General features: G+C 72.3%; 13 protein-coding genes. 6 read left to right on the forward strand and 7 right to left on the reverse strand.

Annotated features, from left to right (window positions below; all coding sequences use genetic code 11):
* Nucleotides 1-317 (reverse strand): biotin/lipoyl-containing protein (locus tag ABD951_RS13250; protein ID WP_345345480.1); only part of this gene is annotated, 317 nt, incomplete at its 3' end.
* A 275-nt stretch (nt 318-592) separates the two neighbouring features.
* Here ABD951_RS13250 and ABD951_RS13255 point away from each other — a divergent pair.
* On the forward strand, nt 593-934 hold the full coding sequence (locus ABD951_RS13255; protein ID WP_345345485.1) for an oxidoreductase: 342 nt from the start codon (nt 593-595) through the stop codon (nt 932-934).
* A 48-nt stretch (nt 935-982) separates the two neighbouring features.
* Here the strand turns inward: ABD951_RS13255 and ABD951_RS13260 are convergent, their stop codons facing one another.
* Complete coding sequence (locus tag ABD951_RS13260) at nt 983-2488, reverse strand: leucyl aminopeptidase (protein ID WP_345345487.1); 1506 nt, start codon at nt 2486-2488, stop codon at nt 983-985.
* Nucleotides 2489-2628: 140 nt separating this feature from the next.
* Here ABD951_RS13260 and gcvT point away from each other — a divergent pair, with 140 nt between their 5' ends.
* Together gcvT and ABD951_RS13270 are read left to right on the forward strand one after the other, a co-directional pair.
* Nucleotides 2629-3729, forward strand: coding sequence for a glycine cleavage system aminomethyltransferase GcvT (gcvT, locus tag ABD951_RS13265; RefSeq protein WP_345345489.1), 1101 nt, complete (start codon nt 2629-2631; stop codon nt 3727-3729).
* Nucleotides 3730-3802: 73 nt separating this feature from the next.
* The gene (locus ABD951_RS13270) at nt 3803-4906 is read left to right on the forward strand and encodes a branched-chain amino acid aminotransferase (protein WP_345345491.1); all 1104 of its coding nucleotides are present in this window, start codon (nt 3803-3805) and stop codon (nt 4904-4906) included.
* 91 nt (nt 4907-4997) lie between these two features.
* Here the strand turns inward: ABD951_RS13270 and ABD951_RS13275 are convergent, their stop codons facing one another.
* The 4 genes from ABD951_RS13275 to ABD951_RS13290 all read right to left on the reverse strand — a co-directional run bounded on the left by ABD951_RS13275 (nt 4998) and on the right by ABD951_RS13290 (nt 8202).
* Complete coding sequence (locus ABD951_RS13275) at nt 4998-5759, reverse strand: adenosylcobinamide-GDP ribazoletransferase (protein ID WP_345345493.1); 762 nt, start codon at nt 5757-5759, stop codon at nt 4998-5000.
* Between the two features lie 4 nt (nt 5760-5763).
* Nucleotides 5764-6876, reverse strand: a complete 1113-nt coding sequence (cobT, locus tag ABD951_RS13280) for a nicotinate-nucleotide--dimethylbenzimidazole phosphoribosyltransferase (protein WP_345345495.1) — start codon at nt 6874-6876, stop codon at nt 5764-5766.
* 34 nt (nt 6877-6910) lie between these two features.
* The gene (locus ABD951_RS13285) at nt 6911-7447 is read right to left on the reverse strand and encodes a bifunctional adenosylcobinamide kinase/adenosylcobinamide-phosphate guanylyltransferase (RefSeq protein ID WP_345345497.1); all 537 of its coding nucleotides are present in this window, start codon (nt 7445-7447) and stop codon (nt 6911-6913) included.
* Nucleotides 7448-7530: 83 nt separating this feature from the next.
* Nucleotides 7531-8202 (reverse strand): DUF3043 domain-containing protein, encoded by a 672-nt coding sequence (locus tag ABD951_RS13290; RefSeq protein WP_345345499.1) that lies wholly within the window; start codon nt 8200-8202, stop codon nt 7531-7533.
* A gap of 90 nt (nt 8203-8292) precedes the next feature.
* Between ABD951_RS13290 and ABD951_RS13295 the strand changes: the two genes are divergently transcribed.
* From ABD951_RS13295 to ABD951_RS13305, 3 genes are all read left to right on the forward strand, one after another.
* Nucleotides 8293-9360 carry a glycerate kinase family protein gene (locus tag ABD951_RS13295; protein ID WP_345345501.1) on the forward strand — a complete coding sequence of 356 codons (1068 nt, stop codon included), beginning with the start codon at nt 8293-8295 and terminating at the stop codon, nt 9358-9360.
* A gap of 95 nt (nt 9361-9455) precedes the next feature.
* Nucleotides 9456-9842 carry a HesB/IscA family protein gene (locus ABD951_RS13300; RefSeq protein WP_345345503.1) on the forward strand — a complete coding sequence of 129 codons (387 nt, stop codon included), beginning with the start codon at nt 9456-9458 and terminating at the stop codon, nt 9840-9842.
* A 127-nt stretch (nt 9843-9969) separates the two neighbouring features.
* A complete protein-coding gene (locus tag ABD951_RS13305; RefSeq protein WP_345345505.1) occupies nt 9970-10935 on the forward strand; it encodes a carbohydrate kinase family protein in 966 nt (321 codons plus the stop codon).
* Between the two features lie 87 nt (nt 10936-11022).
* Here ABD951_RS13305 and asnB read toward each other — a convergent pair whose 3' ends face one another.
* Nucleotides 11023-12948 (reverse strand): asparagine synthase (glutamine-hydrolyzing), encoded by a 1926-nt coding sequence (gene asnB / locus ABD951_RS13310; protein WP_345345507.1) that lies wholly within the window; start codon nt 12946-12948, stop codon nt 11023-11025.
* Nucleotides 12949-13063: the final 115 nt, after the last annotated feature.

Here is a 13063-nt window from a genome sequence, read left to right on the forward strand (position 1 = left end):
CTTGCGGCGACCGGCTCCGGCGCGGCGGCGGGGGCCGGGGCGGCGGGAGCGGCCGGGGCCGCGGGGGCGGGCGCCTCGTCGGCGCCACCGATCGTGCCCAGCTCTCCGCCGATCTCGACCGTCTCGTCCTCGTGGGCGGTGATCTTGGTCAGCACGCCGGCGGCGGGCGAGGGGATCTCGGTGTCGACCTTGTCGGTGGAGACCTCGAGCAGGGGTTCGTCGAGTTCTACCGTGTCCCCCTCCTGCTTGAGCCACCTCGTGACGGTTCCCTCGGTGACGCTCTCACCGAGAGCCGGCATCTGGACGGAGAAGGCCATTTCTATTGACTCCTCGACAGTTGTGTTCGGGTTGTTGAGTTGGTCGACTTGTGGTCGAAATTCATTCTGCAGTAGAGCGGCTGTCGCGGGGCGGTCGTGGTGGGGTGAACCCCCGAGCCGGCGGCCTCGCGGCGGTGCCTGCCCATCTTTCCATTGATCGAATTCGTACGTCCTATGAGGGGCGGGTCACAGCATCCACATGAACCTCACAGCATCGGCTGGCACACTGCAAGGTCCGGGGAATCGGGGACATCGGCGCGGGTGAGGAGACGACGATGCGACTGCGTCAGCTGTTCACGCGACGGCAGGCGCGTCCGCGCGGCGGCCGCGCCGGCGCCACGGATGCCCGCTATCTCGCGGACTGGGCACGCGCCCGTGTCGGGGTCGAGGCGTACGTCGAACCCGAGACCACCGTCACGCCGATGACCGTGGTGCTGGTCGCGGCCGACGGCGAGTGGACACGCCGGGTGGTCGGTGGCCCGACGGGCGCCCGGCGGCTCGGCGAGGACCTGCGGATCCCGGTGTACGACGTCCGCAAGACGGGGTATCCGCAACGCATGCGCGACCACGACGCCCGGCAGAAGATCCTGCGCAAGCGGCAGGCCGCCCGGGAGTGACGCCACCCCCCCCGGGGAGGGTGACGATCGCTCCCGGGCGCGACGCGCCTACCCGTTGGCGGCGATGTCCTCGAGCACGGCGATCATCGTGCGCACCGGAACGCCGGTCCCGCCCTTGCCGGTGTAGCCGAACGGGCCACCGGTGTTGAACGCCGGGCCCGCGACGTCGATGTGCGCCCACTCCACCCCGTCGGCGACGAACTCCTTCAGGTAGATCGCGGCCGCGAGCATGCCGCCCCAGCGGTGCGGGGTCACGTTCGCCAGATCCGCGACCCGCGAGTTCAGGTCGGCGCGCAACTCCCTGGGCAGTGGCATCGCCCACGCGTTCTCGCCGACCTCCTGGGAGACGCGGGCGACGCGGTCGCGGAACCCGTCGGTGCCCATGACACCCGGCGTCCGGGTGCCCAGCGCGACCATCTGCGCGCCGGTCAGCGTGGCGGTGTCGATCAGGTAGTCGGGCTCCGCCTCGCAGGCCTTCGCGATCGCGTCGGCGAGGATCAGGCGGCCCTCGGCGTCGGTGTTGATCACCTCGACCGTGGTGCCGCCGTACTGCGTCAGCACGTCACCCGGTCGCTGCGCGGTCGCCGACGGCATGTTCTCGGCCATCGGGGCGTACGCGTCGACGGTCACCTTCAACCCGAGCTTCGCGGCCAGCACCGCGGTCGCGATGACCGCGGCGGCGCCGCCCATGTCGGAGGTCATGTTCTCCATGCCCGCGGCCGGCTTGATCGAGATGCCGCCGGTGTCGAACGTGATGCCCTTGCCGACGAGCGCGACCTTCTTCAGGCCGCGGCCGGTGCCCTTGTGGGTGAGCCGCACCAGGCGCGGCGGTCGCGAGGACCCCTTGCCGACCCCGAGGATGCCGCCGAAGCCGCCCTTGTCGAGCGCCTTCTCGTCGAGCACCTCGACCTTCAGCCCGGCAGCGGTGCCGAGCGCCCGCGCGCGGTCGGCGAACTCCGCCGGGAACAGGTGGCTCGGCGGGGTGTTGACGAACTCGCGGGCCACCGCGACCGCCTCGGCGATCGCGGCCGAGCGGGCGAGGGTGTTCTTCGTGGCCGCGGCCCGCGGGGAGGACACCAGCAGCTCGACCCGGCCGAGTGGGGTGCTTCCGTTGTTCTTCGTCTTGAACTCGGTGAACGTGTACGCGCCGAGGTAGAAGCCCTCCGCGGCGGCGCCGAGGTCGAGTCCCGACAGCGTGGTGGCGGCGACGGAGGTGCCGGCCAGGGCGCGTGCCGCGGCACCGGCGGAGGCCCGCACCTGCTCGGCGTCCACGTCGTCGGGGGAGCCCAGGCCGACGGCGAGCACGCTGGACACCGCCAACCCGGAGGGAGCGGGGATGCGGGTGACCTCCTCGGCCTTGCCGGTCGCGCCGACCGCGACGAGTCCGGCCAGGACCGCTTCGGCGGTCGCGTCGTCGAGCACGTCGCCCACGGACGCCTCGGGACCGTCGGAGCCGGTCGTCAGACCGATCACGAGGACGTCGGCGCGCCGGGAGAGGGATCCGGCGAGGACCAGGTCGGGGCCGAGCGGCGACGCGGACTTGTCAGGGCTCACAGCTGTTCTCCTGCGATGTCGGTGTTCTGTTGCCCGCAACTGTAGTTCGGCCGCCCGCGCGCCGGTCGGACGCACGGGGTCCGGCCGCCGGGTCGTTCCGGGTCGGGTGGCCCCCCGCTCGTCGACTAGCGTGGTGCCCCATGAGCGATGCGGAACTCCGGCTGGGACCCCTTCACCACGTGCACACCGAACTCGGTGCCACCTTCGCCGCGTTCGGTGGCTGGCAGATGCCGGTGTCCTACGCCGGGGTCGTCGCCGAGCACACCGCGGTCCGCGAGACGGTCGGGGTGTTCGACGTCAGCCACCTCGGGAAGGCGTCGGTCGCCGGGCCGGGCGCGGCGGCGTTCGTGAACGCTTGCCTGACAAACGATCTCGACAGGGTCGGACCGGGACGCGCGCAGTACACCCTGTGCGCCACCGAATCCGGCGGCGTGACCGACGACCTGATCGCGTACTACGTCTCCGAGGACGAGGTGTTCCTGGTGCCGAACGCGGCGAACACCGCCGCCGTGGTCGCCGCGCTCGCCGCGCAGGCCCCCGCCGGGGTCACCGTCACCGACCAGCACCGGGACTTCGGGGTCCTCGCGGTGCAGGGGCCGCGTTCCGCGGAAATCCTTGCCGCGCTGGGTCTTCCGTCCGACATGGACTACATGGCGTTCGCGGACGCGACGTTCGACGGGGCGCCGGTGCGGGTCTGCCGCACCGGATACACCGGCGAGCACGGCTACGAGCTGCTGCCGACCTGGGACGGCGCCGAAGCGGTGTTCCGTGCGTTGGTCGCCGCGGTCGAGGCCGCCGGCGGCGAGGTCGCGGGTCTCGGCGCCCGCGACACCCTGCGCACCGAGGCCGGTTACCCGCTGCACGGGCACGAACTGTCGACCGAGATCTCGCCGCTCGAGGCCCGCTGCGGCTGGGCGATCGGCTGGCGCAAGCCGGCCTTCTGGGGTCGCGACGCGCTGCTCGCGCAGAAGGAGGCCGGTCCGGCGCGCACGATGTGGGGGCTGCGTGCACTCGACCGCGGCGTGCTGCGGCAGGGTCAGGCGGTGCTGCGCGACGGCGCCGCGGTCGGGGAGACCACGTCGGGAACGTTCTCGCCGACGCTGAAGGTGGGCATCGCGCTGGCGCTGGTCGACTCGTCCGCGGGCCTCGCCGCCGGCGACGAGGTCACCGTCGACGTCCGCGGTCGCGCCTTGCGGTGCGAGGTGGTGGCCCCGCCGTTCGTGCCGCTGCACACCCGGTGACGGACCGGCGCGGGGCGCCCGGTGATACACACTGCTGCAAGGTCGTGCACGGCACTTCGATAGGATTCGGATCATGACTGGTGTCCTAGAATTCACGCGCGTTCCGCATCCCTCACCTGCTTCTGAGCAGGAGCGCGCGCGAGTACTGGCCGCCCCCGGATTCGGGAAGTACTTCACCGACCACATGGTGACGATCGAGTACACCGAGGGCCGGGGTTGGCACGACGCCACCGTCGCGCCGTACGCGCCGCTGCAGGTCGATCCCGCGTCGATGGTCCTGCACTACGGGCAGGCGATCTTCGAGGGCCTCAAGGCGTACCGCCAGCAGGACGGCACGATCGCCTCGTTCCGGGTGTCCGCCAACGCGGACCGGCTGCGCGCGTCCGCGCGCCGCCTCGCGATGCCGGAGCTGCCCGACGAGCTGTTCATCCGGTCGATCACCGAACTGCTCGCCGTCGACGGCGACTGGGTGCCCGCCGCGGGTGGCGAGGACGCCCTGTACCTGCGGCCGTTCATGATCTCCACCGAGGTCGGCCTCGGCGTGCGGCCCGCGAACAGCTACAAGTACCTGCTGATCGCGTCGCCGGCCGGCGCCTACTTCCCGAACGGGGTCAAGCCGGTCAGCGTCTGGCTGTCCACCGAGTACGTCCGGGCCGCACCGGGCGGCACCGGCGCCGCGAAGTTCGCCGGCAACTACGCGGCCTCGCTGGTCGCGCAGGCGCAGGCCGCGGACAAGGGCTGCGACCAGGTCGTCTGGCTCGACGCGATCGAACGCCGCTACGTCGAGGAGATGGGCGGCATGAACCTCTTCTTCGTCTTCGGCTCCGGTTCCGACGCCAGGCTCGTCACCCCCGAGCTGTCCGGGTCGCTGCTGCCCGGCATCACCCGCGACTCGCTGCTCACGCTCGCGGCGGACGCCGGATACGCCGTCGAGGAGCGCAGGATCAGCACCGACGAGTGGCACGAGAAGGCCGCGTCCGGCGAGATCACCGAGGTGTTCGCGTGCGGCACCGCCGCGGTCATCACCCCGGTCGGCTCGGTCAAGTCCGCGGCCGGCGAGTTCAGCATCAGCGGCGGCGAGCCCGGCGAGGTCACGATGGCCCTGCGCGACACCCTCACCGGCATCCAGCGCGGCACCTTCGCCGACACACACGGCTGGATGTCCACGCTGGCCTGAGCGGGCACGCAACGAGTACAGGGCCCCGGGGTGGAGTGATCCGCCCCCCGGGGCCCTGTGCCGTGCCGGCGCGAACCCGGTCGGCGACACCTCACCCGCCGAGCAGGAACCCGATCGCGGTCGCGGCGACGGTCAGCTCGATCGCCGCCCCGAGGACGTCACCGGTCAGGCCGCCGAAGCGATTCGCGCAGTGCCGGGTCAGACCGAGGATCGCCGCCAGCACGACGGCCACGACGACCGGACCCTGCCACCAGCGGTCGGGTACCGCCGTCGCCGCACACCCGATCAGCACCGCCGACCATGCCGCACACACCCAGCGGGACTGGGTACCGACGACCAGCGCGCCGAACCCGGTCGGTGTCGCCGGGGACAGGGCGGACCGGCACGCCAGCACCGCCGCGACCCGTCCCGCGGCGACGGCGAGGACCAGGGCCGCCCACCGGCCGGAATCGGCCAGCGCGCCGAACGAGAGTGCCTGGGCGCCGAGGCAGATCAGCAGGGCGGCGGCCCCGAACGGGCCGACGCCACCGCCGCGCATCACCTCGAGGGCCCGTTCGGGTGGGCCGTAGCAGCCGAGCCCGTCGACGGTGTCGGCCAGTCCGTCGACGTGCATGCCGCGGGTGGCCAGCGCGAGGGCCGCGACGGTCACCAGTCCGGCCAGTGCCTGCGTCAGCGACGCCGCGGTCAGCAGCCAGGCCACGCCGGCCGCGAGGCAGCCGAGCAGGACACCGACGACCGGAGTCGCGGCGAGCGCGCGCCGCCCCGCGGTGCGGTCGATCGGGGGCGCGCCGTCGCGGTGCGGGATCGGGAGCACCGTCAGCCACGACAGCGCCAGCCGCAGCCCGACGAGCACCTCGTCAGTCCGCCGTGGCGTCGGCGTCGGCCACGGTTCCGGTGCTCACCCCGGCGTCCGCGAAGGTCGCCATGTTCGCGAGGGCGGCGATCGCGCCCTGCAGCACCGGCAGCGCGACGACGGCGCCGGAGCCTTCCCCGAGTCGCATCCCGAGGTCGAGGATCGGATCGAGCCGCAGGTGCCGCAGCGCGAGCGCGTGAGCGGGTTCCGTCGAACGGTGTCCGGCGACCCACCAGTCGCGCGCGCCGGGCGCGAGCTCCTCCGCGACCATCGCCGCCGCGGTCACCACGACGCCGTCGACGATCACCGGGGTGCGGCGCACCGCGGCCTGCGCGAGGAACCCCGCCATCGCCGCCAGGTCGGCGCCGCCGCCGATCCGCAGCAGCGCGACCGGGTCGGCGACGTCGCCGCGCACCCGGCGCATCGCGTCCCGGATCGCGGCGGTCTTGCGGATCCAGCCCGCGTCGTCGACGCCGGTGCCGCGCCCGACCGCGGCGACCGGTTCGGTGTCGGTGAGCGCCGCGATCAGCACGGTCGCCGGCGTGGTGTTGCCGATGCCCATCTCGCCCGCGATCAGCAGGTCGGCGCCCGCGTCGACCTCCTCGTCGGCGATCGCCTTTCCGGCTTCGATCGCGCGCACCGTCTCGTCCTGGGTCAGCGCGTCCTCGCGGTCGATCGCGCCACTGGACCGGCGCACCTTGAACCGGGAGACGATCGGGTCGGTGTCGGCGTCGACCGCCATGTCGACGACCCGCACGCCGGCGCCGGTCGTCGTCGCGAGCGCGTTGACCGCCGCCCCGCCCGCGAGGAAGTTCGCGACCATCTGCGCGGTCACCTCCGCCGGATACGCGGACACACCGTGCCGGGCGATGCCGTGGTCGCCGGCGAACACCACGACCCGGGGCCGGGCGAACGCCCGCGGCGGGCACTCGCCCTGGCAGGCCGCGACCCATCCGCCGAGGGACTCGAGGCGACCGAGGGAGCCGGCCGGCTTGGTCAGCTGGGCCTGGCGGGCGTCGGCGGCGGCGCGGACCGTCGGAGACGGCGCCACCACCGGGTCGAACGCGACGCCGGTCGTCTCGCCGGGCTCGGGTGTCGGGTTCGATTCCGTTGTCACAGTGCGCCTTTCGCGTAGAAGCTCGTCGGGGAGGTCACTTCAGCCGGAGGGGCAGTCCCGCGACCGCGAGATGCACCTCGTCACACACCTGTGCCAGCCGGCCGTTGAGTGCGCCGATCTCGTCCCGGAACAGCCGGCCCGATCGGGTTTCGGGAATCACCCCGAGCCCGACCTCGGGGCTGACGAGTACGAGTGTGCTCCGGTACCCGGCGACCGCGTCGACCAGGTCGTCGCAGCGCGGGCCGATGGTGCCGCGGGGCGCGTCCCAGCCGTCGGCGTCGTCGAGTTCCGCGGTCAGCCAGGTGCCCAGGTCGTCGACGAGGGTCGGCGGTCCGTCGCTGCGCAGGATCGCGGCCAGGCCGGGCCCCGCCGCAGACTCGACCGTCGACCAGTGCGCCGGTCGGCGGCGGCGGTGTTCGTCGATCCGGGCGTTCCAGTCGCCGTCGGCCGGGTCGATGCGGGCAGTGGCGACATACCGGACGTCGCCGCCCGGCATCAGCGCCTCCGCGTGGCCGGACTTGCCGGAGCGGGTTCCACCGAGGACCAGGATCCGAAGCGCGGGGGCGGGCACGAGGTAGACCGTATCCAATGCCGCCGGCGAGGGCGCCCCCGCATCGGGCCGGTCGCGGTGTCGCGGTGCGGCGGCCGGTGGACTCAGACCGCGTCGCCGGGGGAGACCTGCGGGGCAGGCGCACGCATCTTGCGGATCTGCGACGCGCGGACGAAGGCGTACCAGCCGAGCTTGAAGCCGCCGTCGAGCGTGTCCGGGAAGCGTTCCCGCACCTTGTTGTTGATCTGTCGGCCCATGATCACGCCCTCGATCGCCATGAACAGCATCATCACGAACATGCCGAGCGTGACGATCGCCTGCAGCGACGGATTGAGGAACATCGCCATGATCAGCAGCACCGCGAGCGGCATGAACAGACCGACCAGGTGACGGCGCGAGTCGACGAGGTCTCGGACGTACGCCCGGACCGGACCCTTGTCACGGGGCAGCAGGTACTTGTCCTCGCCGGCCAGCATCCGGGCCCGGCGATCCGCGGCGTCGGCGCGGCGCTCGGACGCCGCGGCCTTGCGCTCCTCCTTCGTGCCCCGGCCCTGCTTGCGCCGGGCACGCGCCTCCTTCGCCGTCAGCGGGGCGGGCGCGACCGGCCCGCGGCGCTTGCCCTCCGCATCGCGGCGGCTCGGAGTCGGGCGGCCCTTGCCCTCGGTGATCGCCGACGAGCGGGTCGTCGCATCGGTCGGCTCGGTGGCGGTCGGCTCGTCGACCCCGTTGTTCCCGTTGTCGGAATTGTCGGGGTTACCTCGGCGCAGCAGTTTCACTCCACCAGGCTACTTGCTGGGCCGACCCGGCCACGACCCCGCTCCGGTGCACGCGAGGCCCGGCGCAGGCGCCGCGCATACACTCGCGCGATGCGTGTGCTGATCGCGCCCGACTCGTTCGGCGACACCCTCACCTCGGTCGAGGCGGCCGCCGCGATCGCCGCAGGCTGGCGGCGTGCCCGGCCCGACGACGACCTGGTCCCGGCGCCGCAGTCGGACGGCGGCCCCGGATTCGTCGACGTCCTGTCCGTGCGAGGTGGACGCGTGCACGCCGCGACGGTGTCGGGTCCGCTGGGCGCCCCGGTCGTCGCCCGATGGCTGCACCTCGGCGACGTCGCCTACCTCGAATCCGCGCAGGCCTGCGGTCTGCACCTGCTCGGCCGCGCCCCCGACCCGCAGACCGCGGTCGCCGCGCACAGCACCGGGGTCGGGGAACTCGTCGCGGCGGCCGCCGACGCAGGCGCGGGCACCGTCGTCGTCGGACTCGGCGGCAGCGGCTGCACCGACGGCGGCCGCGGACTGGTCGGGGCGCTCGGCGGCACGGTCGACGCCGCCGGGCTCGCGGCCGCGCGGGACCGGCTGTGCGGGATCCGGCTGATCGCCGCCACGGACGTCGAGAACCCCCTGCTCGGGCCGAGCGGCGCCGCCGCGGTGTTCGGGCCGCAGAAGGGCGCCGACCCCGACGCGCTCGACCTCCTCGAACGCCGCAACACCGACTGGGCCCGGACCCTCGACGCGGTCGCGCCGCGGCCGGTGTCCGGGCGGGCGGGCGCAGGCGCGGCCGGAGGGATCGGCGCCGCGCTGCTGGCGCTGGGCGCCGATCGTCGCTCCGGTGCCGAGGTCGTCGCGGACCTGACCGGCCAGGACGCGCTGCTGTCGGCCGCCGACCTCGTGATCACCGGCGAGGGCCGGTTCGACCACCAGTCGCTCGGCGGGAAGGTCGCCGTCGCGGTGGCGCGGGCCGCGCGCAGGCAGGGAACCGCGGTGCTGGTCCTGGCCGGACAGGTGGCCGTCGACCCCGCCGACCCCGACGTCGCCGTCCTCGGTCTGCGCGGCCTCCACTCGGTCGCCGAGCACGCCGGCGGCGTGCAGATCGCGCTCGACGACGCGGCCCGCTCGCTCGCCGCGCTGGCGGAGACCGTCGCCGGGCGCTGGTGAGACCCGAGAAAGGTGAGGGCCTCGGCGGGAATAGCGCCCCGGAGAGTACGGTTGAATCGTTCACGGGTTTTGGTACGAGCGAACAGGGAGAGCCCATGACAGTGCAGAACGAGAGCGCCGCGGTGCAGAACGACGGCGCCGTGCAGGACGAGGCTGCGCACAAGGTCGTCATGACCGACGCGGCCGCGGCCAAGGCCAAGGCTCTGCTCGACCAGGAGGGGCGCACCGACCTGTCCCTGCGTATCGCCGTCCAGCCCGGTGGCTGCGCCGGTCTGCGCTACCAGCTGTTCTTCGACGACCGCACCCTCGACGGTGACCTGGTCGTCGACTTCGGCGGCGTCAACCTCGCGGTCGACCGGATGAGCGCGCCGTACGTCGAGGGCGCCACGATCGACTTCGTCGACTCCATCGAGAAGCAGGGCTTCACGATCGACAACCCGAACGCCACCGGCTCCTGCGCCTGTGGCGATTCGTTCAACTGATCGTCCGCACCACCTGATCCGGCGCGGCACCCGTCCAGGGTGTCGCGCCGGAGGCGTGTCCGGGTCACGGGCCGGGCGGGTAGCGTGGTGGCTTTGCAGTGCACCGTCGAACTGAAAGGTCCCACGCGTGACAATCGCGGTCACCGGTTCCATCGCCACCGATCACCTGATGCGTTTTCCCGGGCGCTTCGCCGACCAGCTGATCGCCGACCAGCTGCAGCACATCTCGCTGAGCTTCCTCGTCGACGACCTCGTCGTCCGCCGCGGTGGCGTCGGCGGCAACATCGCCTTCGCGATGGGCGTGCTCGGCGGATCGCCGCTGCTGGTCGGGGCCGTCGGAGCCGACTTCGCCGAATACCGCGGCTGGCTCGAGAAGCACGGCGTCGACTGCACCGCGGTCCGGGTGTCGCAGACCGCGCACACCGCCCGCTTCGTCTGCACCACCGACGAGAACATGGCACAGATCGCGTCGTTCTACCCGGGTGCGATGAGCGAGGCCCGCGACATCTCCCTCGCCGATCTGCCCTCCGGTGTCGACCTCGTCCTGGTCGGCGCGAACGACCCGGCCGCGATGGCCCGCCACACCGAGCAGTGCCGCGAGCTGGGACTGCCGTTCGCCGCGGACCCGTCACAGCAGCTCGCCCGGCTCTCCGGTGCGGAGGCGCGGGAACTGATCGGCGGGGCGACGTACCTGTTCACCAACGAGTACGAGTGGGCGCTGCTGCTGCAGAAGACCGAGCTGACCGAGCGGGAGATCGCCGAGCAGATCGGGCTGCGGGTCACCACGCTCGGCGCCAAGGGCGTCGAGATCGTGGACCGCGAGGGCAACTTCGTCCGGGTCGGTGTCGTGCCGGAGAAGGCGAAGGTCGACCCGACCGGAGTCGGTGACGCGTTCCGGGCCGGCTTCCTGACCGGCCAGAGCGCCGGGCTGAGCATCGAGCGGTCGGCACAGCTGGGGTCCCTCGTCGCGGTGCTCGTCCTCGAGACCGTCGGCACCCAGGAGTGGACCCTCGACCGCGACGACGCGGTCAAGCGACTGTCCGAGGCCTACGGCCCGGAGGCCGCCGACGAGATCGGTGCGCTGCTGAAGTAGGCGGCCGACGCGGCGCCGCACCCGTCCGCGCAACACGAAAGGCCCCGCCCGAAACTCGGGCGGGGCCTTTCCGTTGGTTGACGTGCGCTAGACGTGGACCGGGTACACCGGCTCCTGGATCTGCGGCACGATCCGGTTCTCGACGAAGATGCCGTGCCAGACCATGAAGCACAGCACCGTCCACAGCCGGCGGCTGTGATCCGACCCGCCGTCGCGGTGCTCGTTCAGCATCGCCGCGACCGCGGCCTTGTCGACGATGTGATCGGTCTGCGAGTCGGCGATCTGCTGGTGGGCCCAGTCGAACAGTTCGGTGCCCCGCAGCCAGTGCCGGAGCGGGACCGGGAACCCGAGCTTGGCCCGGTGCAGCACGTGCGGCGGGACGATGCCCTCCAACGCCTGGCGCAGCGCGTACTTCGTCGTCTGCTTGGTGATCTTCTGGTCCAGCGGGACCCGCGACGCGACGTCGAAGACCTCGGTGTCGAGGAACGGCACCCGCAGCTCGAGCGAGTTCGCCATCGTCATCTTGTCGGCCTTGACGAGGATGTCGCCGCGCAGCCACGTGAACAGGTCCAGGTGCTGCATCCGGGCGACCGGATCCCAGCCGGCCGACTGCGCGTAGATCGGCGCGGTGACGTCGCGGTGTGTCCACTCGGGCCGGAAGTCGCGCAGCACCGACCGCAGCTGGGCGTCGCTGAAGCTGCGCGCGTTGCCGTAGTAGCGCTCCTCGAGGGTCATCGAGCCACGGTGCAGCAGACTCTTGCCGCGGGTGCCCTCGGGGATCCGTTCCGAGAGCTTCCCCGCGGCCCGGCGCAACGGCTTCGGCAGGAACTCGAACGGCTTGAGCGACAACGGTTCCCGGTAGATCGTGTAGCCGCCGAACAGCTCGTCGGCACCCTCGCCGGACAGCACCACCTTGACGTGCTTGCGCGCCTCCTTCGCGACGAACCACAGCGGCACCAGCGCCGGATCCGCGACCGGATCGTCGAGGTACCAGATGATCTCGGGGATCGCGGCCGCGAACTCCGCCGGGGAGACGACCTTGACGACGTGGCGGGCGCCGATCGCGGCGGCGGACTCGGCGGCGACGTCGACCTCCGAGTAGCCCTCGCGCTCGAAGCCGGTGGTGAACGTGATCAGGTTGGGGTTGTGCCGCATCGCCAGCGCCGCGATCGCGGTCGAGTCGATGCCGCCCGACAGGAACGAGCCGACGGTGACGTCCGCGCGCATGTGCTTGGCGACCGAGTCCTCGAGCGCCGCGGCGATCTCCCGGTACCGCGACTGCTCGGAGCCCGGCGCGAACGGCCGGACCGGGAACCGCGGAGCGAAGTAGCGGGTGATCCGCGGCGCCTCGCCCGGCCGGACCCAGGCGTACGACCCGGACTCGAGGCGTCGGATCGCGGCGTGCAGCGTCTCCGGCTCCGGCACGTACTGCAGCACCGTGTAGTGCTCGATCGCCCGCGGATCGAGGTCGGTGCCGATGCCGATCACGTCGGCGAGTTCGAGCAGGCTCTTCTTCTCGCTGCCGAACGCGGTGCCCGCGCTGCCCGTCGCGAGGAACAGCGGCTTGATGCCGAACGGGTCGCGGGCGATGAACAGCTCCCGCTTCTCGGTGTCCCAGATCGCGAACGCGAACATGCCGCGCAGCCGCCGCACCGCGTCCGCTCCCCAGTGGTGGAACGCCGCGACGATGGCCTCGCTGTCACCCTCGGTGGTGAACCGGGCGCCGTGGTCGCGCGCCAGTTCCTCGCGCAGCTCCAGGTAGTTGTAGATCTCGCCGTTGAACGTCAGCGCGTACCGGGTCGGATTGTCCGCCGGACCCCAGCGCAGCGGCTGGTGCGAGTGCTCGATGTCGATGATGGAGAGACGGTTGAAACCGAACACGAGATCGTCGTCGTGCCAGGTGCCGTGCTCGTCGGGTCCCCGATGCCGCAGGCAGTGCATCGCGGCGTCGACCCGTGAGACGGCGTCCTCGTTGGTTCCGTCCGAGGTCAGTAACCCGAGCAGTCCACACACAGCGTCCAGTACCTCAATTCGCTTCCAGGGGAACCCACACCCGCGTGAGCAGGTGTGGAGGGAGTTGCCGATTGATTCTGCCGAGTATGCCGCAGACTCGCCGAACCGCTGGGTG

Source organism: Rhodococcus olei, from assembly GCF_039540555.1.
Lineage (GTDB): Bacteria > Actinomycetota > Actinomycetes > Mycobacteriales > Mycobacteriaceae > Rhodococcus_G > Rhodococcus_G olei.

What these genes read in the sequence shown, in the direction of transcription:
- ABD951_RS13255 (WP_345345485.1), top strand. Translation starts at nt 593, where the DNA reads ATGCGACTGCGTCAGCTGTTCACGCGACGGCAGGCGCGTCCGCGCGGC.
- gcvT (WP_345345489.1), top strand. Translation starts at nt 2,629, where the DNA reads ATGAGCGATGCGGAACTCCGGCTGGGACCCCTTCACCACGTGCACACC.
- ABD951_RS13295 (WP_345345501.1), top strand. Translation starts at nt 8,293, where the DNA reads ATGCGTGTGCTGATCGCGCCCGACTCGTTCGGCGACACCCTCACCTCG.
- ABD951_RS13300 (WP_345345503.1), top strand. Translation starts at nt 9,456, where the DNA reads ATGACAGTGCAGAACGAGAGCGCCGCGGTGCAGAACGACGGCGCCGTG.
- ABD951_RS13270 (WP_345345491.1), top strand. Translation starts at nt 3,803, where the DNA reads ATGACTGGTGTCCTAGAATTCACGCGCGTTCCGCATCCCTCACCTGCT.